At 65.1% G+C, this 22,569-nt stretch carries 13 protein-coding genes; 9 read left to right on the forward strand and 4 right to left on the reverse strand.

Annotated elements, in window-relative coordinates:
• Nucleotides 1–77 precede the first annotated feature (77 nt).
• From clpS to HUX88_RS26155, 5 genes are all read left to right on the forward strand, one after another.
• Nucleotides 78–380, forward strand: a complete 303-nt coding sequence (gene clpS, locus HUX88_RS26135; protein ID WP_090315375.1) for an ATP-dependent Clp protease adapter ClpS — start codon at nt 78–80, stop codon at nt 378–380.
• Complete coding sequence (gene clpA, locus HUX88_RS26140) at nt 377–2,683, forward strand: ATP-dependent Clp protease ATP-binding subunit ClpA (RefSeq protein ID WP_176363655.1); 2,307 nt, start codon at nt 377–379, stop codon at nt 2,681–2,683. Before clpS ends, clpA begins: the two co-directional genes overlap by 4 nt.
• A 162-nt stretch (nt 2,684–2,845) precedes the next feature.
• Nucleotides 2,846–6,178: a S41 family peptidase gene (locus HUX88_RS26145; RefSeq protein WP_176363656.1), complete on the forward strand. Its 3,333-nt coding sequence runs from the start codon at nt 2,846–2,848 to the stop codon at nt 6,176–6,178.
• A gap of 9 nt (nt 6,179–6,187) precedes the next feature.
• Entirely contained in the window at nt 6,188–9,487 is a 3,300-nt protein-coding gene (locus tag HUX88_RS26150; protein WP_176363657.1) for a S41 family peptidase, read from the forward strand.
• 133 nt (nt 9,488–9,620) lie between these two features.
• Nucleotides 9,621–12,065: an ABC transporter permease gene (locus HUX88_RS26155; protein ID WP_176363658.1), complete on the forward strand. Its 2,445-nt coding sequence runs from the start codon at nt 9,621–9,623 to the stop codon at nt 12,063–12,065.
• 12 nt (nt 12,066–12,077) lie between these two features.
• On the opposite strand, the gene HUX88_RS26160 is transcribed toward HUX88_RS26155, so the two are convergent.
• From HUX88_RS26160 to prpR, 4 genes are all read right to left on the reverse strand, one after another.
• Entirely contained in the window at nt 12,078–12,806 is a 729-nt protein-coding gene (locus tag HUX88_RS26160) for a LytTR family DNA-binding domain-containing protein (protein WP_117014618.1), read from the reverse strand.
• Nucleotides 12,806–13,846 carry a sensor histidine kinase gene (locus HUX88_RS26165; protein WP_117014617.1) on the reverse strand — a complete coding sequence of 347 codons (1,041 nt, stop codon included), beginning with the start codon at nt 13,844–13,846 and terminating at the stop codon, nt 12,806–12,808. Before HUX88_RS26165 ends, HUX88_RS26160 begins: the two co-directional genes overlap by 1 nt.
• Nucleotides 13,847–13,853: 7 nt before the next feature.
• Entirely contained in the window at nt 13,854–14,732 is an 879-nt protein-coding gene (locus HUX88_RS26170) for an alpha/beta fold hydrolase (RefSeq protein WP_176363659.1), read from the reverse strand.
• A gap of 153 nt (nt 14,733–14,885) precedes the next feature.
• Nucleotides 14,886–16,550, reverse strand: coding sequence for a propionate catabolism operon regulatory protein PrpR (gene prpR, locus HUX88_RS26175; RefSeq protein ID WP_176363660.1), 1,665 nt, complete (start codon nt 16,548–16,550; stop codon nt 14,886–14,888).
• Nucleotides 16,551–16,703: 153 nt separating this feature from the next.
• Between prpR and prpB the strand changes: the two genes are divergently transcribed.
• Genes prpB through prpF form a run of 4 tightly spaced genes read left to right on the forward strand, consistent with a single transcriptional unit; the run spans nt 16,704 to nt 22,548 of the window.
• Nucleotides 16,704–17,591 carry a methylisocitrate lyase gene (prpB, locus tag HUX88_RS26180; RefSeq protein WP_117014614.1) on the forward strand — a complete coding sequence of 296 codons (888 nt, stop codon included), beginning with the start codon at nt 16,704–16,706 and terminating at the stop codon, nt 17,589–17,591.
• A 21-nt stretch (nt 17,592–17,612) separates the two neighbouring features.
• Entirely contained in the window at nt 17,613–18,758 is a 1,146-nt protein-coding gene (gene prpC, locus HUX88_RS26185) for a 2-methylcitrate synthase (RefSeq protein WP_176363661.1), read from the forward strand.
• Nucleotides 18,758–21,355 carry a Fe/S-dependent 2-methylisocitrate dehydratase AcnD gene (acnD, locus tag HUX88_RS26190; protein ID WP_176363662.1) on the forward strand — a complete coding sequence of 866 codons (2,598 nt, stop codon included), beginning with the start codon at nt 18,758–18,760 and terminating at the stop codon, nt 21,353–21,355. The genes prpC and acnD overlap by 1 nt, the downstream gene beginning before the upstream one ends.
• Nucleotides 21,356–21,357: 2 nt before the next feature.
• Nucleotides 21,358–22,548 carry a 2-methylaconitate cis-trans isomerase PrpF gene (prpF, locus tag HUX88_RS26195; RefSeq protein WP_117014764.1) on the forward strand — a complete coding sequence of 397 codons (1,191 nt, stop codon included), beginning with the start codon at nt 21,358–21,360 and terminating at the stop codon, nt 22,546–22,548.
• Nucleotides 22,549–22,569 lie beyond the last annotated feature (21 nt).

The following is a 22,569-nucleotide window of genomic DNA, read 5'->3' on the forward strand; positions in this document are numbered from 1 at the left end:
CGTAAGATGGAAAACAATTGGATGGGCAGTGTGAAATGCCCATTGCATCAACCCCGAAAGCATTAGAATATAAGCGTATGGCAACCAAGCATGACACCGAAACCCTTTTGGAGCGGCAAGCGCTGAAGCCGCCACCTCTGTACCAGGTGGCGTTGCTCAATGATGACTACACCCCGATGGAATTCGTCGTGGCCATCATCCAGGAGTATTTCAACAAAGACCGTGAAACGGCCACGCAGATAATGCTCAGTGTTCATCGCTACGGCAAAGGAGTGTGCGGCGTGTTCTCAAAAGATATAGCCTGTACCAAAGTGGAGTTCGTTTTAACGCATGCACGCAAGGCGGGGCATCCCCTGCAATGTGTGATGGAGGAAGTATGATTGCGCAGGAATTAGAAGTAAGTTTGCACATGGCGTTTGTCGAAGCTCGGCAGGCACGGCACGAATTCATCACGGTGGAGCACTTGCTGCTGGCCCTGCTTGACAATCCTTCGGCTGCCGAAGTGTTGCGCGCTTGCGCCGTCAACATTGAAGACCTGCGCAAAACGCTGACCAACTTCATCGGCGACAACACGCCGACCGTGCCCGGCACGGGCGAAGTGGACACGCAGCCTACGCTCGGCTTCCAGCGCGTGATCCAGCGCGCCATCATGCACGTGCAGTCGGCGTCCAACGGCAAGAAGGAAGTCACCGGCGCCAACGTGCTGGTGGCGATCTTCGGCGAGAAGGATTCGCACGCGGTCTACTACCTGCACCAGCAGGGCGTGACGCGCCTGGACGTGGTCAACTTCATTTCGCACGGCGTGCGCAAGGACCAGCAGTCCGATGCCGCCAAGGCTTCGGAAGGCGTGGAGGAGGGCGCACCTGGCGGCGAAGGCCAGACCAAGGAGTCGCCGCTCGACCAGTTCACGCAAAACCTGAACAAGGCCGCCGCCGAAGGCAAGATCGATCCGCTGATCGGCCGCGAGGACGAGGTCGACCGCGTGATCCAGATTCTGTGCCGCCGCCGCAAGAACAATCCGCTGCTGGTGGGCGAAGCCGGCGTGGGCAAGACCGCCATCGCCGAAGGCCTGGCCTACCGCATCACCCAGAACGACGTGCCGGAAATCCTGCAGAACGCCGTTGTCTACTCGCTGGACATGGGCGCGCTGCTGGCCGGCACCAAGTACCGTGGCGACTTCGAACAGCGCCTGAAGGCCGTTTTGAAGCAGTTGAAGGACAATCCGAACGGCATCCTGTTCATCGACGAGATCCACACCATCATCGGTGCCGGCTCGGCCTCGGGCGGCACGCTGGACGCGTCCAACCTGCTCAAGCCAGCCCTGGCCAACGGCCAGCTGAAGTGCGTCGGCGCGACCACCTACACCGAGTTCCGCGGCGTGTTTGAAAAAGACCACGCCCTGAGCCGCCGCTTCCAGAAAGTGGACGTCAACGAGCCGACCGTCGAGCAAACCGTGCAGATCCTGCGCGGCCTCAAGTCGCGCTTCGAGGAACACCACGGCGTGAAATACTCGTCGTCGGCGCTGTCGACCGCCGCCGAACTGGCTGCGCGCTTCATCAACGACCGCCACCTGCCGGACAAGGCCATCGACGTCATCGACGAAGCCGGTGCGGCACAACGCATCCTGCCGAAGTCGAAGCAGAAGAAAACCATCGGCAAGACCGAGATCGAGGACATCATCGCCAAGATCGCGCGCATCCCGCCGCAGACCGTCAACCAGGACGACCGCAGCAAGCTGCAGACCATCGACCGCGACCTGCGCAACGTGGTGTTCGGCCAGGATCCCGCGATCGAAGCGCTGGCCTCGGCGATCAAGATGGCGCGCGCCGGCCTGGGCAAGACCGACAAGCCGATCGGCTCCTTCCTGTTCTCCGGTCCGACCGGCGTCGGCAAGACCGAGGTGGCCAAGCAGCTGGCCTTCATCCTCGGCATCGAGCTGATCCGCTTCGACATGTCCGAGTACATGGAGCGCCACGCCGTGTCGCGCCTGATCGGCGCGCCGCCGGGCTACGTCGGTTTCGACCAGGGCGGCCTGTTGACCGAAGCCATCACCAAGAAGCCGCACGCGGTGCTGCTGCTGGACGAGATTGAAAAAGCCCATCCGGACATTTTCAACATCCTGCTGCAGGTGATGGACCACGGCACGCTGACCGACAACAACGGACGCAAGGCCGACTTCCGCAACGTGATCATCATCATGACCACCAACGCGGGCGCCGAGAGCTTGCAGAAGACCTCGATCGGCTTCACGAATTCCAAGCAGGCAGGCGACGAGATGGCCGACATCAAGCGCATGTTCACGCCGGAGTTCCGCAACCGTATCGACGCCACCATCAGCTTCCGCGCACTGGACGAGGAAATCATCCTGCGCGTGGTCGACAAGTTCCTGATGCAGCTGGAAGAGCAGCTGCACGAGAAGAAAGTCGAAGCGATCTTCAGCGAGAAGCTGCGCAAGTTCCTGGCGAAGAAGGGCTTCGATCCGCTGATGGGCGCTCGCCCGATGGCGCGCCTGATCCAGGACATGATCCGCAAGGCGCTGGCCGACGAGTTGCTGTTCGGCCGCCTGGTCACCGGTGGCCGCGTGACGGTCGACCTGGACGACAAGGACCTGGTCAAGCTGGAGTTCCCGGAACCGCCGGACGCCGCGCCGACGCTCCCGCCGGAGACCGTCGAAGTCGAATAAGCCGCCCAGGCTCGACAAGAAACCCGCCCACGCAAGTGGCGCGGGTTTTTTTACGTCCATTGCCATATCGCAAAAAGCATACGGGGTGAAAGAAACGTTATTCTCTTTACACAAAGCTGTGCCAGAATTGCCGTTCCATTTGACAAACATTGAAACTGTCCCATGACCCTGTCCCGCCCGCTCTGCCTGATGTTGATGTCCGCCGGCCTGCTGTCCGGCGCCGCCTCCGCCGCCGACGCGTATTACCGCTATCCCGCCATCCGTGGCGAAGCCGTGGTCTTCACAGCCGAGGGCGACCTGTGGAAGACCGGCCCGCACGGCGGCGCCGCCCAGCGCCTGACCACCCACCCGGCGGCCGAGACCAACGCCGCCATCTCGCACGACGGCAAATGGATCGCCTTCTCGGCATCCTACGAAGGCGGGCAGGAAGCCTACGTCATGCCGCTGGAGGGCGGCCTGCCCAAGCGCATCACGTTTGAAAACAGCGCGGTGAATGTGCTGGGCTGGACCGCGCAGGGCGAGGTGCTGGTGACCACGCTCGACACCAAGGGGCCGTCGCGCAACAACGTTATCGCGGCGGTCAAACCGGGCGACCTGCAGCGCCGCGTGTTCCCCGTGGCGGACGCCAACGACGCCGTGCTGGACGATGCCGGCAAGACGCTGTACTTCACCCGCAACGGCCTGGCCCTGACCAACGACAACGTCAAGAACTACCGGGGCGGCGCCCATGCGCGGCTGTGGCGCTACGACCTGGCCGGCGGCGCGGAAGCGGTGCCGCTGCTGGCCTCCGACGCCGGCAACAACAAGCGGCCCATGTGGTGGCAGGGCCGCCTGTATTTCATCAGCGATCGTGGCGGCTCCGACAACCTGTGGTCGATGGCGCCGGACGGCAGCGATCCGCGCCAGCTGACCAACCACACCGGCTGGGATGTGCGCAACGCCGCGCTGGGCGACGGCCGCATCGCCTATCAACTGGGCGCCGACCTGCACGTGCTGGACCTGGCCGCCGCGAAGGACGAGCAGCTGGCCATCAACCTGGTCTCGGACTTCGACCAGCAGCGCGCCCGCCAGATCCGCTCGCCGCTGGAGAACCTGACCAACGTCCAGATCTCCGGTAAGGACGAGCGCCTGGTGCTGACCGCGCGCGGCCGCGTGAGCGTGGCCGGCACCGGCTCGCTGCGCCGGGTCGAGATCGCCGTGCCGCCTGGCGCGCGCGCTCGCGAGGCCGTCTTCAGCCACGACGACAAATGGGTGTACGCCATCGTCGACAGCACCGGTGAAAACGAAATCTGGAAATTCGCCGCCGACGGTTCCGGCAAGGGCGAGCAGCTGACCAAGGACGGCAACAGCCACCGCTGGCAGCTGTACCCGTCGCCGGACGGGCGCTGGCTGGCCCACACCGACAAGAAAGGCCGCCTGTGGATGCTGGACCTGGCGACCAAGGCCAACACCGTCATCGACGACGGCAGCAAGGCCGGCAACGACCGGCACGAGGATGTCCAGTGGTCCGGCGACAGCAAGAACCTGGCGCTGGTGCGCGCCGCCAGCATCGAGCAGCGCAACCAGATCGGCCTGTACAACCTCGAATCGAAGCAGCTGGCCTTCGTCACCGGCGACCGTTACAACTCGGTCTCGCCGGCGTTTTCGCCGGATGGCAAATGGCTGTACTTCCTCTCGGCCCGCAACTTCCAGCTGGCGAACGGCTCGCCTTGGGGCGACCGCAACATGGGACCGGTGTTCGACAAGCGCACCGGCGTGTACGCGCTGGCGCTCCAGCCGGGCAACCGCTTCCCCTTCAAGCCGGACGATGAGCTGAACAAGCCGGGCGACAAGCCGGCCGAGGGCGCGGCGGAAAAGGCCGTCGAGCAGGCAGCCGAGAAGGCGGTGGAAAAAGCCGTGGCCAAGGCCGTGCCGGAAAAGAAAACCGGCAAGGCGCTGCCGGCCATCGTCTACGCGGGCCTGGCGGACCGGTTGTACGAAGTGCCGCTCGCCGCCGGTAACTACCGCAACCTGGAGCTCGACGAGAAGCGCCTGTACTTCCTCGACGCCGACGGCAACGACGGCAAGGCCAACCTGAAAACGCTGGCGATCGCCGCCAACGGCCCGCAGCCGGAGGTCTTCGTCGGCGGCGTGCGCGAATACGACCTGGCCTTCGACAAGAAGCACCTGTACTACCGCACCTTCGCCGCCGGCGGCCCTGGCGACATGCTGGTGGTGGAGGCGGGCGCCAAGGTGCCGGCCGACGTCTCCAAGGCCAAGGTCAAGGTGGACGACTGGACCTTCACCTCCAACCCGCGCCTGGAGTGGACGCAGATGTTCAACGACGCCTGGCGCATGCACCGCGACTTCCTGTACGACGCCAAGATGCGCGGCGTGAACTGGGCCGGCGTGCGCGCCAAGTACGCGCCGCTGGTCGAGCGCGTGACCGACCGCGCGGAACTGAACGACGTGCTGGGCATGATGATCAGCGAAGTGGGCGCGCTGCACTCGCAGATCGCACCCGGCGACGTGCGCCGTCCCGCGCCGGAGGGCGCGCCGGCCGGCCTGGGCGCGCTGCTCACGCGCAGCGCCGACGGCTACCGCGTCGACCACATCTACCGCAGCGAACCGGAGCTGCCGTCCGAACGCGGCCCGCTGCTGCAGCCGGACGTGGACGTGAAGGAGGGCGACGTCATCACTGCCGTCAACGGCAAGCCGGTGCTGGAAGCGCGCGACATCGCCGACCTGCTGCTGAACCAGGCCGACAAGCAGATGCTGCTGCAGGTGAAGCGCAAGGAGGGCGGCACGCGCTCGGTCATCGTCACGCCGATCAACATGGGCAAACAGGCAGGCCTGCGCTACAGCGACTGGGAACAGAGCCGCGCGCGCCAGGTGGACGACGCGTCCAAGGGCCGCATCGGCTACCTGCACCTGCGCGCCATGGGAGCGCGCGACATCGCCTCGTTCGCGCGCGACTTCTACGCCAACGTCAACCGCGAAGGCCTGATCATCGACGTGCGCCGCAACAACGGCGGCAACATCGACAGCTGGGTGATCGAGAAGCTGCTGCGCAAAGCCTGGGCCTTCTGGTCGTCGCCGGGTGCGCTGCCGGCGCCGAACATGCAGAACACCTTCCGCGGCCACCTGGTGGTGCTGGTCGACGAATACACCTACTCGGACGGCGAGACCTTCGCGGCCGGCATCAAGGCGCTGGGACTGGCGCCGCTGGTGGGCAAGCGCACGGCGGGCGCCGGCGTCTGGCTCAGCGATAACAACCGCCTGAGCGACAACGGCATGGCGCGCGTCGCCGAGAACGGGCAGTTCAACACCGCCGACGGCCAATGGCTGATCGAAGGCGTGGGCGTGTCGCCGGACGTGGAAGTGGACAACCTGCCGCACGCCACGTATCAAGGCCAGGACCGCCAGCTGGAGGTGGCGCTGGAACTGCTGGACAAGAAGCTGAAGGAGCAGCCGGTCAAGCCCTATCAGCCGCAAGCCATCCCCGCGCTCAAATAAGGAGACACGATGAAGCACATGCTATCCGCCGCCGTCGCCGCCGCGCTGCTGACGATGAGCCACGGCACGCTGGCGCTGCCCAGCACCACCGACACGCGCATGCTGACCGAGCCCGCGCTGTCGGCGCAGCACCTGGCCTTCATCTACGTGGGCGACGTCTGGCTGGCCAACCGCGACGGCTCGTCGCCGCGCCGGTTGACCTCCGATCCGGGCGAGAAATCGAACCCGGTGTTTTCGCCCGACGGCAAATCGATCGCCTACAGCGCACAGGTAGACGGCAATATCGACGTCTACCTGCTGCCGGTAGAAGGCGGCGTGCCTAAACGCCTGACCTACCATCCCGGCGCGGACGTGGTGCAAAGCTTCACACCGGACGGCAAGGCGGTGATGTTCACATCCCCGCGCGCGGCGTTCAACAACCGCTATCGCAAGCTGTTCACGGTGCCGGTGGCCGGCGGCGTGGAGACCGAACTGGAAGTGCCGAACGCCGCCCGCGCCGGCTGGTCGCCCGACGGCAAACAGATCGTCTACAATCCGTTCTCGCCGGCCTTCATGCAGTGGAAGCACTATCGCGGCGGCACCAACTCCATCCTGTGGCTGTTCAACCGCGCCGACAAATCGGTGCAGCAGATCCCGCAGCCGGCCACGCATTCGAACGACGTCGATCCGGTGTGGATCGGCGACACCGTCTACTTCCGCTCCGACCGCGACGGCGAATTCAATCTGTACGCCTACGACGTCAAGAGCAAGGCCGTGCGCGCGCTGACCCGGCATGCCGACTTCCCGGTGCTGAACATCGCTGCCGGCGGTGGCGGCATCGTCTACGAGCAGGCGGGCTACCTGCATGCACTGGACCCGGCCAGCGGACAGTCGCACAAACTCACCATCGGCGTGAACAGCGATCTGGGCGCATCGCGCCCGCGCTGGGTCAGCGGCGCCAAGTACATTCGCGGTGCCTCGATCTCGCCGTCCGGCGCGCGAGTGGCGTACGAGTTCCGTGGCGAGATCGTCACCATCCCTGCGGACAAAGGCGATGTGCGCAACCTGACGCATACGCCGGCCGCGCATGAGCGCTCGCCGGCCTGGTCGCCGGACGGCCGCTCCGTCGCCTACTTCTCGGACGAATCGGGCGAATACGCGCTGCACATCCGCGCACAGGACGGCAAGGGCGAGCCGCGCAAGTTCAAGCTCACCGGAGCAGGCTTCTACGACAACGCGGTCTGGTCGCCGGACAGCAAAAAGATCGCCTACACAGACAACGCCTGGACGTTGTATGTGATGGACGTCGCCACCGGCACGATCAAGAAGATCGCCAGCGAGCCGCTGTACGGTGTGAACAAGACGTTGCGCGCCGCATGGGCGCCGGATTCGCGCTGGATCGCCTACGCGCTCAATTCGATGACCTACACCCGCAGCGCCTACATCTACTCGCTGGAGCAGAACAAATCGTGGCCGGTGACGGATGGCTTGTCCGACGTCGTCGATCCGGTGTTCGACAAGAGCGGCAAGTACCTGTACTTCTTCGCATCGACCAACGCGGGGCCTAGCAACAACTGGTTCTCCCAGCAGAACGAAGACAACCGCGTCACGCGCACCATCTGGATGGCCGTGCTGCGGCGCGACCTGCCGTCGCCGCTGATCAAGGAGAGCGACGAAGAGAAGAGCGCGGTGCCGCCCGCGCCTGCGGCCACGAAGGAAGCGGCCAAGCCGGAAGCACCCAAGGTCGATCCGAAGACGGGCCGCGACGATCCGAAGGTGACGGTCGCGCCTGTGGCGCCGATCTCGATCGATTTCGACGGCATCGAAACCCGCATCGTCGACCTGCCGGTGCCGGCTGCCGCGCTGTCCGATTTGGGAACCGGCGAAGCAGGGCAGATCTTCTTCCTGCGCGAGAACGACGGCAAGAAAGCCATCCAGCGCTTCGATCTGAAGGACCGCAAGGCCGAAACGCTGCTGGCCGAAGCCGACGACTACGAAGTATCCTCCGACGGCAAGAAGATCCTGTACCGTTTGAAGGAAGCCTGGGCCATGGGCAGCGCCACCGCCAAGACGCTGACGCCGGGCGAAGGCAAGATCAAGGTCGAAGCGATCGAGGTCCACGCCGAGCCGCGCGCCGAGTGGACGCAGATCTTCAACGAAGCCTGGCGCATCAACCGCGACTACTTCTACGACCCCGGCATGCACGGCGCCGACTGGAACAAGATGCGCGCCAAATACGCGCAGTTCCTGCCCGAGCTGTCCAGCCGTGGCGACCTGAATCGCGTGATCCAGTGGCTGTGCAGCGAGATCGGCGTCGGCCACCATCGCGGCGGCGGCGGTGACTTCTTCAACGACGCCAAGCCGGTGCCGGGTGGCCTGCTGGGCGCGGACTATGAAGTCAGCGACGGCCACTATCGCTTCAAGAAAGTCTACGGTGGCTTGAACTGGAACCCGGCGCTGCGCGCGCCATTGACCGAGCCTGGCCTGAACGTCAAGGCCGGCGAGTACCTGCTGGCGGTGGAAGGCCGTCCGTTGCTGGCGCCGACGAATCTCTACAGCGCTTTTGAAAACACCGCCAACAAGGCCATCGACATCACCGTCGGCCCGAACGCGGACGGCAGCAAATCGCGCACTATCACCGTGGTGCCGGTGGCGACCGAGGACGCGTTGCGCAACCGAGACTGGATCGAAGGGAATATCCGCAAGGTGAACGCGGCCACCGGCGGCAGGGTCGCCTATGTGTACGTGCCCAACACCGCCACGCTGGGCCACACCTACTTCAAGCGCTACTTCTTCCCGCAGGCCGACAAGGACGCCGTCATCATCGACGAGCGCTTCAACGGCGGCGGCAGCGTGGCCGACTATTACCTGGAGATTTTGCAGAAGAAGGAAATCGCCTGGTGGACCATGCGCTACGGCGCCGACATGAAGACTCCGTCGGCCTCGATCCAGGGACCGCGCGCGATGCTGATCGACGAGACGGCGGGTTCCGGCGGCGACCTGCTGCCATGGATGTTCCGCAAAAATCAAATGGGCCCGTTGATCGGCAAGCGCACGTGGGGTGGGCTGGTTGGCATCCTCGGCTTCCCCGTGTTGATGGACGGCGGCGGCATCACGGCGCCCAACCTGGCGTTCTGGACCCGCGACGGTGGCTGGGGTGTGGAGAACGAAGGCGTCGCACCCGACATCGAAGTCGACCAGAATCCGGCCGACGTGATCGCGGGCCGCGATCCACAGCTGGAAAAGGCGATTGAAGTCATCAAGGCCGAACTGGCGAAGAACCCGCCGGTGCGGCCGGTGCATCCGGCCTTTCCGATCAAGGTGAAGTAAGTGTTCGGAAGTGAACAGCCATAACGTTCACTTCCGGACACCGACCCCGCATAGGCGGCCGCCTGGCCGCAATATCAACCGTGGCATGGATGTTGCAAACGCCAGAGGTTTTCCATACACGGATTTTCGATCGATGAAGCTAAGAGACTTTCGCATCGGCTGGCGCGCGCTGATACAGGAGCCGGCCTACACGCTGGCCGTGGTGCTGGGGTTGGGCGTGGGCTTGGCCGCGTGCCTGCTGCTGCTTGGCTTTGTGCGCTATTCGATGGAGTACGACGCGCACCTGCCGGGCGTGGACAGGATCTACGTCGCCAAGCAGCATTTCAATATCGACCCCGACTCGCCGCTGCACGAGGTGGTGCCGATGCTGCTGCGCGAGCCCGCGCTGAAGACGCCGGGCGTAACTGGCGCCGCGCTCTTTATTCCGGCGCGTCCGGAGATCACGCCGCTCACGGTGCGCGTCAACCGGAGCATGTTCGCGGTGCGCGGTCTGACGGTGATGCCCGGCTTTACCGAGATGCTGGGAATGCGGGCAGTGCAGGGCGACTTGGCGGACGCGCTGGAAAAGCCGGACCGTTTTGTCATCACCGAGGCCGGCGCGCTTCGCCTGTTCGGTACGACCAATGCGTTGGGCCGCACGATGCTGGCGGAAGGGAATGCCGTGCAAGTGGGCGCCGTGGTGCCGACGCCGCCGGCCAATACGACGATTCCGTTCGAAGTGATCTTCGGCGTCAATTCGGTGGTGGCGGGGCCGGATATACGGCACGAGATGCTCACCGGTGAACATGGCTGGATGGGCAAGATGCTGATACGCGTGCAGCCAGGCGCCTCGCTGCCGGCCATCATCGACCGCTTGCAGAAAGTGGTGGACGCCGCCCCGAGCCTGCATCAATACCCACCGGAGACGCGTGCGCGCCTCGGCACGCGCAAGGCGATAGAGCTGATCATGTCGCCGCTGCGCGACGCCTACTTCGACTACAAGATGCAGAACAGTTTCATATCGATGCCGGGCGACCGCGCCAATCCGGTGTTGGTGGCCGGGCTGGCAGCGCTTGCGTTGCTGATCCTGCTCATGGCCGCGATCAACTACGTCAACCTGAGCATGGTGCGCGTGCTGCGGCGCCAGCGCGAGGTGGCGATGCGCAAGGTGCTGGGCGCCGGCGTCGGGCAGCTCATGTTGCTGTTCCTGCTCGAATCGCTGCTGGTGGCGATGACGGCCACCGCGCTTGGATTGATGCTCGCGTGGCTGGCGCTGCCCGTTTTTTCGCAGCTGGTCGACCGTCAGTTGGACGGTCTGTTCACGTTGCAGAATATCGTCGCGGCGTTTGGCATAGGCGGTTTGCTGGGCGTGCTGACGGCCATCTACCCGGCATGGGTGGCGCTGCGTGTGCATCCGACGCAGGTGCTGGCCGGCCGTCCCGACACGGAGTCCCGGGGCAGCATGCAATGGCGGCGCGCGCTGACGGTGCTGCAGGTGTCGGTGGCGATGGGTTTCGCCGCCGTGACCATCGCGGTGGCATGGCAGACTTACTATGCGATGCATGCCTCGCCCGGCTTCGATCCTGCGCCGTTCGTCATTGTCGATATGCCGGAGCGGGTGAGGGACAGCGAGAAGGCGCGTCGCTTCTACTCGACCCTGGCGGCGCAGCCGGGCGTGGCCGGCGTGGCGATATCGGAAGACCCGGTGGGCCGGCTCGATTGGATCTGGTCCCGTGAGCTGAAGCGTCCTGGCGGCCAGGGTGCGACGATGGAGATGAAGTCGGTCAGCGCGAATTTCTTCGAGCTGTATGGCATAGCGCCGTTGGCCGGGCGCTTGTTCCAGGCCGAGTGGGACAAGGAGGACGATCGCGTACCGGTGGTGCTGAACGCTGCTGCGGCGCGTGAGCTGGGTTTCGCCAGCGACGAAGCGGCGATCGGCCAGACCGTGCTGTTCACGGGGTTCGACAACAAGGTGATTTCAAAGCGCATCGTCGGCATCGCCCCCGATCTGCGATTCCATTCGCTGCGCGATGCGCCGCGCGCGACCGCCTACGAACTGTGGACAGCGGGGACGGTGCTGAGCGTGCGCGCCGCGACCGATCCTGCGGCGGTGGAGCGCAGCGTGCAGGCCTTGTGGCCGAGCTTTTTCCCGGACGCGATTCCCAAGGTGGTGCGCGCCGGCGACGTCCTGGCGCGCAATTACGCCGACGATGCCAGACTGGCCAAGCTGATGTCCGTCGCCACCGGCATCGCCCTGGCGATCGCCGCCTTCGGCACCTACGTGCTGTCGGCCAACACGGTGCAGCGTCGCGCCAGGGAGATCGTCATGCGCAAGCTGCACGGCGCGCGCGGCGCCGACATCGGCGTGCTGGTGGTCCGCGAAATCGGTTCGCTGGTGCTGGCCGCGGCGGCGATAGCGTCACCGCTGGCGGTGGTCGCCATCCGCCGCTATCTCTCGGGCTACGTCGAACACGCGCCGATAGGCTATTGGACGCTGCTGATCGCGCTGTCGCTGACGCTGGCCATCGCCCTCATCGCCATCGCCCGCCACACCTGGCTCGCCATGCGCATGGCGCCCGCCGAGGCGTTGCGAACCTGAGCCGAATTTGGCTCAGAGGCTGGCAAGGGTCTTGAACTGGGCGGCGCGGCGGCGGGAGACTTCGACTTCGAGGTCGTCGCGCAGCAGCAGATCGAGGCCGCCGGCGTCGTTCGGCGTGACCTGGTCGACGTAGTCCAGGTTGACGATGTGACGGCGGCTGGCGCGGAAGAAGCGTTGCGGGTCCAGCCGCTCCTCCAGCTGGTTCAGGGAACGCAGCATCAGCGGCTTGTGCTGGTCGAAATAGACGCGCGTGTAGTTGCCGTCCGACTCGAACAGCCGCACATCCTGCAAGCCGACAAACCAGCATCGCTCGCCATCCTTGATGAACAGCTTCTTAGCCGCCGTCGGCGCCACGGCCGGCACGCCGGCTGCCGCATACGCCAGCGCGCGCCCATGGCGCAGAGCGCAGCGCTGCAAGGCCGCCGCCATCCGCGCCGCCTGGATCGGCTTCTGCAGATAGTCCAGCGCATTGACCTCGAACGCCTGCAGCGCATACTGGTCGAAGGCCGTTGTGAAGATCACCTCCGGCGCTTCCTCCAGCGCGGCCAGCATGTCGAAGCCGCTACCGCCCGGCATCTGCACATCGAGGAACACCAGGTCCGGCTTGAGCGCGTTGATCTGCTGGATGCCGTCGGCCGCGTTGGCGGCCTCGCCGACGATTTCCACTTCGGGGTGGGCCGCCAGCAAACGGCGCAGTTCCGCGCGCGCCAGGCGCTCGTCGTCGATCAGCAATGCGCGCATCAGGCGGCCTCCGGTAAAGTCATCGTGGCGCGCACCCAGCCACTGTTTTCAGTCAGATCCAGGCTGGCATTGGAGCCCAATGCCAGCGCCAGGCGTTTGCGGGTATTCACCAATCCCACCTTGGTGGAATTGGCGAACGGCAGAATCGCGCCAAGGTTGGCGATTTCGATGTGGATTTTGCCGTCGTCCATGCGCTGTGCGCGGATGCGGATCTCGCTGCCGGTGGGGCTGGCCTCGACGCCGTACTTGACGGCGTTCTCCACCAGCGTCTGCAAGGCCATCGGTGGAATACGCACCTGATCCAGACCCAGTCCGATTTCCACGCTGACCCGCATGCGTTCCTCGAAGCGGATTTTTTCAATCGCCAGATAGGCTTGCACGGCTTCGATCTCCGCCGCCAGCGGGACCGTATCGTGCTGGCCCGATTGCAGCGCATAGCGCATCACGCTCGCCAGCTGGTCGATCATCAGCGCGGCCGAATCCCTGTCCTCATAAACCAGCGCGCGCACGCTGTTCATACTGTTGAAAAAAAAATGCGGATTGACCTGCGCCTGCAGGGCGCGCAGTTCGGCGTCCTTGGCGCTGATCTCCAGCCGCAGCGCCTCTTGTTCCAGGCGGTTGGCGCGGCGCAGCGACTGCACCGCCATGTAGAACGTGTTCCACACCAAATAGACGCCCCACCAGAACATCAGCGCGCCCGGTACCCAGGCCACGCCGTGCACTTCACCGAAAGGCTTGATGACCAGGTAGCCGACCGTCTGCACGGCGGTGTGAATGGTCCCCAACACCAGGATGGCGGCCATCATCGCCTTCCAGCTGACGCGCACACCGTTCTGGATCTGGCGCTTGAGCAGCCGGTGCCAGGTGTCCGAGATCACCAGGCCGGTCACCACGCCCCACATGGATATGCCCAGCATGCGGGGCGTGTGGCTGTCGCCCGGCGTCATGGCGATCAGCAGCACTGGCAGGAACATCCATCCAGCCAGCTGGAACAGCCAGTACCAGTTCAGGCGCGCGATGAGTGGACGGTCGTCGGTCATGATGGAATCACTTCAAAAAGTTATCGATGCGATCATACATCCAAGCCGGATCGTCGTACATGATGAAATGACGGGCGTTGTCGGCAAGCTCCACTTTCACGTTGGGCAGTTGCTGGTACTGGCTCTTGTACATCTGCTCGAACATCGGCTTGCTGCCATAGTCCTTGTAGGCGATCCAGGAGCCCAGCACCAGCGTGGGCGCCTTGATGCGGCCAACTTCCGCGCGCATGTCCTCGCTCATCATCTCGACCATCGCGTTGGTGACGGTGGCTGGGTCGGATTGCTTGCCCCAGGCGGCGGCGCGGTCGATATCTTCCTGCTTGGTGATCATGGATTGCAGGGTTTTCATCTGGTTGGCGCGTTTGGCTTCCGCGTCCATGGACTCCATGCGGGTCCGCAGGCCGGCCGCCATTTCCTTCATCTGCGCGCCTGTTATGCTGGGCATCTGGACCGCTGCCAGCGCTGGCAAGGTGTCGACGATGACCAGGCGGCCCACCTGGTCTGGATGGTCGGCGGCCAGCTTCATGCCGACGAAGCCGCCCAGGCTGTGGCCGATGATGATGGGGTGGTCGAATTTATTGGCGGCGATGTAGTCGCTCAGTTGCTGCTCCACTGCCGGCAGCAGCGGGCCTTCGATGGCGGGCACGCCGGCAAACCCGGCCAGGGTGACGACGTGGCACTGGCGGCTGCCGCAGTAGTGGGCGACGGTGCCGTCCCACACTTCGCCGGACGATGCCAGGCCGGGGATCAGGATCACGGGAGCACCTTGGCCGGTGACTTGCACCTTGAAGGCCGGATGCGAGGCCGCGGCGGAAGCGCCGGCGGAGTAGGCCAGCGCCAGGCTGGCGGCAATGGTTGCGATACGTTTGATGAACGAGCGTGGCATGCTGACCTCCGTTGTTGTGATTAAGTGAGGCCATGCTATCGAACCGCCATCGCGCCGGCGACGGCTACTGGATGAGCGGTTTTTTTAAAAGGATGAACGGTAGCCGCCAGTACCGCTTGCGCCGTGCCCGCCGGGGCACGGCTCCGCGAGGCGTTATTCGCCGGCCTCTGCGCGCAGCTTGCGCCAGAGCGTGGTGCGGCTGATGCCGAGATAGTCGGCGGCGGCGTCGCGCCGGCCGCCGAAGCGGGCCAACACGGCGGTCGCGCTTTCGGCGGAAGGCCGCGCGGCCGGCAGGGCAAGAGGCGGCGCGCCGGCGGCGTTGACAGGACCTGCGCCGGCGGACAGCGGGGCCGTGCGGTTAGCCAGTTCCGGCGCCACGCTCAGCACGAAGGCCGGCGTCAACGCCTGCAGCGGCTCGGCGGCGAGGAACAACGCCAGGCGCTCGGTCAGGTTGCGCAGTTCGCGCACGTTGCCTGGCCAGTCGTAGTGCTGCAGCAGCGGCGCGCAGGCCGTCATCTCAGCGTGCAGGTTCGGATGCGGCCGCGCGCCCAGCGACGCCAGTGCGTTCTTCAGCGACCATTCGGCCAGCGTCATCACGTCCTCCAGCCGCGCGCGCAGCGGTGGAATGGTCAGGCGCAGCACCGCCAGCCGGTAGAACAGGTCGGCGCGGAAGCGGCCTTCGCGCACGCGCTGTTCCAGGTCGCAGTGGGTGGCGCTGATGATGCGTACGTTGACGGCGATAGGCCGCGTGCCGCCCACGCGCACCACTTCCCGTTCCTCCAGCACGCGCAGCAAACGGGTTTGCAGCGTCAGCGGCATTTCGCCTATCTCGTCGAGGAACAGCGTGCCGCGATTGGCCGCCTCGAACAGGCCAGCGTGGCCACCGCGCCGCGCGCCGGTGAAGGCGCCTTCCTCGTGGCCGAACAGTTCCGACTCCAGCAGCGATTCCGCGATGGCGCCGCAATTGACGGCGACGAAGGGTCGGTTTTGGCCCAGCGTGCGCGGGCTCTCGCGGTGGATGGCCTGCGCCACCAGCTCCTTGCCGCAGCCGGTTTCCGCCTGTATCAGCACCGTGGCCGGGGACTTCGCATACAGCACCACCGACTGGCGCAGCGCCTCCATCGCGGCGGAGTCGCCACGCAGGTCGTTGATGCCATGCTTGGCGCGCAGCGTGTCCGCCACCACCGCGCCGCGCGTGCGGCTACGGTTAGCTTCGAGTTGCGTCAACCGCGCCATTTCCAGCGCGTCGTCGAAGGCGTGGCGAATCGAGGCGGCGGAGTAGACGAATACGCCGGTCAGTCCCGCTTCCTCGGCCAGGTCGGTGATCAGGCCGGCGCCGACGATGGCCTTGATGCCGGCGGCCTTCAGGTCGTTGATCTGCGCGCGCGCGTCCTCCTCGGTGGCGTAGGTGCGCTGCTCGACATCGAAGCCGAAGGTGTTGGCGAATTCGGCCAGCTCCGGCAAGCGGTCCTGATAGGTGACGATGCCGATGCGGTCCGACACACGGCGCGCGCGCGCCAGCGCCTGCATCACATCGAAGCCGCTGAATTTGGCGATCACCACCGGCACCGACAAGCGGCCCTTCAGATACGCGGCGTTGGAGCCGGCGGCGATGACGGCGTCGCAACGCTCGGTGGCCATGCGCTCGCGGATATGGCGCGCCGCCTCGTCGAAGCCCAGGTTGATCGGCTCGATGGTCGCCAGCTCGTCGTATTCCAGCGTGATGTCGCGGAACAGGTCGGCCAGGCGCGACACCGACACCGTCCAGATGACCGGTTTGTCGTTGGCGTCGAAGGGCAGGGGCGTGGAGTGGCGCATGTTTCAATTGTAGTTCATCTGTTTCGATGTTTCAAATTGAAACATAAGTGTAACGCCGCTATTTTGTAAGTCATTGATTTATATGGTGTGCCTATCTGGCACGCCGCTTGCAAAGCATAGACCAACTTCACTGCAACATTGAAAGGTCAGAACATGAGTCAATACTCCGCAGGCGCCGCGTTCCGCAAAGCCGTCCAGGAAGAATCCCCACTGCAGGTGGTCGGCGCGATCAACGCCAACCACGCCCTGCTGGCCAAGCGCGCCGGTTTCAAGGCGATCTACCTTTCCGGTGGCGGCGTCGCGGCGGGTTCGCTCGGACTGCCGGACCTGGGCATCTCCAACCTGGACGACGTGCTGACCGACGTGCGCCGCATCACCGACGTGTGCGACCTGCCGCTGCTGGTCGACGTCGACACCGGCTTCGGCGCCTCCGCCTTCAACGTGGCGCGCACCGTCAAGTCCATGATCAAGTTCGGCGCCGCCGCCATGCACATCGAAGACCAGGTCGGCGCCAAGCGCTGCGGCCACCGTCCGGGCAAGGAGATCGTCACCAAGCAGGAGATGGTCGACCGCATCGCCGCCGCCGTCGATGCGCGCACCGACGAGAACTTCGTCATCATGGCCCGCACCGACGCGCTGGCCGTCGAAGGACTGGACGCCGCCATCGAGCGCGCCGTCGCCTGCGTCGAAGCCGGCGCGGACATGATCTTCCCGGAGGCGATGATCAGCCTCGATATGTACAAAAAATTCGCCGCCGCCGTCAAAGTGCCGGTGCTGGCCAACATCACCGAATTCGGCTCGACGCCGCTGTTCACCGTGGACGAATTGCGCGGCGCCGACGTGGGCCTGGTGCTGTATCCGCTGTCCGCCTTCCGCGCCATGAACAAGGCCGCGGAAAACGTCTACGGCGCGATCCGCCGCGACGGCACCCAGCAGAACGTGGTCGACACCATGCAAACCCGCGCCGAACTGTATGAACGCATCAACTACCACAGCTTCGAGCAGAAGCTGGATGCACTGTTCGCCGCACAGAAAAAATAATCGATTCGAGGAGACCCTGAAATGACCGAAGCTACCTTCAAGCCAAAAAAATCCGTCGCCCTGTCCGGCGTCACCGCAGGTAACACCGCACTGTGCTCCGTCGGCAAAACCGGCAATGACCTGCACTACCGCGGCTACGACATCCTCGACGTCGCCAACACCTGCGAGTTCGAAGAAATCGCCTACCTGCTGGTCCACGGCAAACTGCCGACCAGAGCCGAACTGAAAGGCTACAAAGCCAAACTGCGTTCGCTGCGCGGCCTGCCGGCATCGCTGAAAGCCGCACTGGAAGCACTGCCCGCATCGGCGCACCCGATGGACGTGATGCGTACCGGCGTCTCGGTACTCGGCTGCACGCTGCCGGAAAAGGATGACCACAACGTGCCGGGCGCGCGCGACATCGCCGACCGCCTGATGGCTTCCTTCGGCTCGATGCTGCTGTACTGGTACCACTTCAGCCACAACGGCAAGCGCATCGACGTGGAAACCGACGACGACTCCATCGGCGGCCACTTCCTGCACCTGCTGCACGGCGAGAAGCCATCCGACAGCTGGGTGCAGGCGATGCACACCTCGCTGATCCTGTACGCGGAACACGAGTTCAACGCCTCCACCTTCACCAGCCGCGTCATCGCCGGCACGGGTTCGGACATCCACTCCGCCATCACCGGCGCGATCGGCGCGCTGCGCGGCCCCAAACACGGCGGCGCCAACGAATTCGCCTTCGAGATCCAGAAGCGCTACGAAAACGCCGACGAAGCCGAAGCGGACATCCGCAACCGCGTCGCCAACAAGGAAGTGGTGATCGGCTTCGGCCATCCGGTGTACACCATCTCCGACCCGCGCAACGTCGTCATCAAGGAAGTGGCGCGCAATCTGTCGCAGGAAGCCGGCTCGATGAAGATGTTCGACATCGCCGAGCGCCTGGAAACCGTCATGTGGGACATCAAGAAGATGTTCCCGAACCTGGACTGGTTCTCGGCCGTGTCCTACCACATGATGGGTGTGCCGACCGCGATGTTCACGCCGCTGTTCGTCATCTCGCGCACGTCCGGCTGGGCCGCGCACATCATCGAACAGCGCATCGACAACAAGATCATTCGTCCAAGCGCGAACTACGTCGGTCCTGAAGACCTGAAATTCGTGCCGATCAAGGACCGCAAATAATGAACACCCAATTCCGCAAATCCCTGCCGGGTACTAAGCTCGATTACTTCGACGCGCGCGCCGCGGTCGACGCGATCCAGCCGGGCGCCTGGGCCAAGCTGCCATACACCTCGCGTGTGCTGGCCGAGAACCTGGTGCGCCGCTGCGATCCTGCGACGCTCAATGCCTCGCTGTCGCAACTGATCGAGCGTAAACGCGACCTGGACTTCCCATGGTTCCCCGCGCGCGTGGTCTGCCACGACATCCTCGGCCAGACCGCATTGGTCGACCTGGCCGGCCTGCGCGACGCCATCGCGCTGCAAGGCGGCGATCCCGCGCTGGTCAATCCTGTGGTGCCGACCCAGTTGGTGGTCGACCACTCGCTGGCCGTCGAATGCGGCGGCTTCGATCCCGACGCCGTCGACAAGAACCGCGCCATCGAGGACCGCCGCAACGAGGACCGCTTCGATTTCATCAACTGGACCAAGAAGGCGTTCAAGAACGTCGACGTGATCCCGCCGGGTAACGGCATCCTGCACCAGATCAATCTGGAACGCATGTCGCCGGTCATTCAGGCCGTGGACGGCGTGGCCTTCCCGGATACGCTGGTCGGCACCGATTCGCACACGCCGATGGTCGATGCGCTGGGCGTGATCGCCATCGGCGTCGGCGGCCTGGAAGCGGAGAGCGTGATGCTGGGCCGCGCATCGTGGATGCGGCTGCCGGACATCATCGGCGTTGAACTGACGGGCAAGCCGCAGGCCGGCATCACCGCCACCGACACCGTGCTGGCGCTGACCGAGTTCCTGCGCAAACAGAAGGTCGTCTCGTCCTACCTGGAGTTCTTCGGCGAGGGCGCATCGCACCTGACGCTGGGCGACCGCGCGACCATCTCCAACATGGCGCCGGAATACGGCTCCACCGCCGCGATGTTCTACATCGACGAGCAGACCATCAAGTACCTCAAGCTGACCGGCCGCGATGATGAACTGGTCAAGCTGGTGGAGACCTACGCCAAAGAGACCGGGCTGTGGGGCGAAGCCCTGAAGACCGCCGAGTACGAGCGCGTGCTGAAGTTCGACCTGTCGTCGGTGGTGCGTACCATCGCCGGTCCGTCGAATCCGCACAACCGCGTGCCGACCTCCGAGCTGGCCGCGCGCGGCATCAGCGGCGTGGTGGAGAACGAGCCTGGCCTGATGCCTGACGGCGCCGTCATCATCGCCGCCATCACCAGCTGCACCAACACCAACAACCCGCGCAACATGATCGCCGCCGGCCTGCTGGCCCGCAACGCCAACGCGCGCGGCCTGACCCGCAAGCCATGGGTGAAAAGCTCGCTGGCGCCCGGCTCCAAGACCGTGACGTTGTACCTGGAGGAAGCGGGCCTGATGCCCGAGCTGGAGCAGCTGGGCTTCGGCGTGGTCGCATACGCCTGCACCACCTGCAACGGCATGTCCGGCGCGCTCGATCCGGTGATCCAGAAGGAAGTGATCGACCGCGACCTGTACGCCACCGCTGTATTGTCGGGTAACCGCAACTTCGACGGCCGCATCCACCCATACGCCAAGCAGGCCTTCCTGGCTTCGCCGCCGCTGGTGGTGGCCTACGCCATCGCCGGCACGATCCGCTTCGATATCGAAAAGGATGTCCTCGGCCTCGACGCCAACGGCCAGCCGGTCACGCTGAAGGACATCTGGCCGACCGACGAAGAAATCGACGCGCTGGTCGCGTCCAGCGTCAAGCCGGCGCAGTACAACAAGGTCTACATCCCGATGTTCGCCAAGCAGGAAGACGACGGCGTGAAAGTGAAGCCGCTGTACGACTGGCGTCCGCAGACCACCTACATCCGCCGTCCGCCGTACTGGGAGGGCGCGCTGGCCGGTGCTCGTCCGCTGAAGGGCATGCTGCCGCTGGCGGTCCTGGGCGACAACATCACCACCGACCACCTGTCGCCGTCGAACGCGATCATGTTGAACAGCGCGGCCGGCGAGTACCTGGCGAAAATGGGCCTGCCGGAAGAGGACTTCAACTCCTACGCCACCCACCGCGGCGACCACCTGACCGCGCAACGCGCCACTTTCGCCAATCCGACGCTGAAGAACGAGATGGTGCGCGACGCCGACGGCAAAGTCAAAGCCGGTTCGCTGGCGCGCGTGGAGCCGGAGGGCAAAGTCACCCGCATGTGGGAAGCCATCGAGACCTACATGGAACGCAAGCAGCCGCTGATCGTGATCGCCGGCGCCGACTACGGCCAAGGCTCGTCGCGCGACTGGGCGGCCAAGGGCGTGCGTCTGGCGGGCGTGGAAGCCATCGTGGCCGAAGGCTTCGAACGCATCCACCGCACCAATCTGGTGGGCATGGGCGTGCTGCCGCTGGAGTTCCAGCCGGGCGTGAACCGCCTGACGCTGGCGCTGGACGGCACCGAAAGCTACGACGTGATCGGCGAGCGCACCCCGCGTTCGACGCTGACGCTGGTGGTCAATCGTCGCAACGGCGAGCGCGTCGAAGTGCCGGTGATCTGCCGCCTCGATACGGCGGAAGAGGTGTCGATCTACGAAGCGGGCGGCGTGTTGCAGCGCTTCGCGCAGGACTTCCTTGAATCCGCGAAGGCTGCATGATCATGGCTCATCAACCGCAAATCAAGATCCCCGCCACGTATATGCGTGGCGGCACCAGCAAGGGCGTGTTCTTCCGGCTGCAGGATCTGCCGGAAGCCGCGCAGCAACCGGGCGCCGCGCGCGACGCCTTGCTGCTGCGCGTGATCGGCAGCCCGGACCCCTACGGCAAACAGATCGACGGCATGGGCGGCGCCACCTCCAGCACCAGCAAGACGGTGATCCTGGCCAAGAGCACCAGGCCTGACCACGACGTCGACTATCTGTTCGGCCAGGTCTCCATCGACAAGGCCTTCGTCGACTGGAGCGGCAACTGCGGCAACCTGTCCGCCGCCGTCGGCGCCTTCGCCATCAGCGGCGGCCTGGTGGACGCTGCCCGCGTTCCGCGCGACGGCATGGCCGTGGTGCGCGTATGGCAGGCCAACATCGGCAAGACCATCATCGCCCACGTACCGATGACCAACGGCGAAGTGCAGGAAACCGGTGACTTTGAACTCGACGGCGTCACCTTCCCGGCGGCCGAAGTGCAGCTGGAATTCATGGACCCGGCGGCGGAAGAGGAGGGCGCTGGCGGCTCGATGTTCCCGACCGGCCAGCTGGTCGACGAGCTGGAAGTGCCTGGCGTCGGCACCATGAAGGCGACCATGATCAACGCCGGCATTCCGACCATCTTCGTCAACGCGGAAGACATCGGCTACCTCGGCACCGAACTGCAGGACGCCATCAACAGCGATCCCAAGGCGCTGGCGCGGTTCGAGCTCATACGCGCGCACGGCGCGCTGCGCATGGGCCTCATCAAGCATATCGACGACGCGGCCACGCGCCAGCACACGCCCAAGGTGGCCTTCGTCGCCAAACCGGCGCCGTACACCTCGTCCAGCGGCAAGCAGGTCGCCGCCACCGACGTGGACCTGCTGGTGCGCGCCATGTCGATGGGTAAGCTGCACCACGCGATGATGGGCACGGCCGCCGTGGCCATCGGCACCGCCGCTGCGATACCGGGCACGCTGGTGAACCTGGCGGCGGGCGGCGGCGCGCGCGAGGCGGTGCGCTTCGGCCATCCGTCCGGCACGTTGCGGGTGGGGGCGCAGGCGACCCAACAAAATGGAGAGTGGAGCGTAACAAAAGCGGTCATGAGCCGCAGCGCCCGCGTGCTGATGGAAGGCTGGGTACGAGTCCCCGGCGATACGTTCTAAGCGACACACACATAACGGAGG

The organism is Duganella sp. BJB1802 (genome assembly GCF_013369445.1).
Classification (GTDB): domain Bacteria; phylum Pseudomonadota; class Gammaproteobacteria; order Burkholderiales; family Burkholderiaceae_D; genus Rugamonas; species Rugamonas vulcania_A.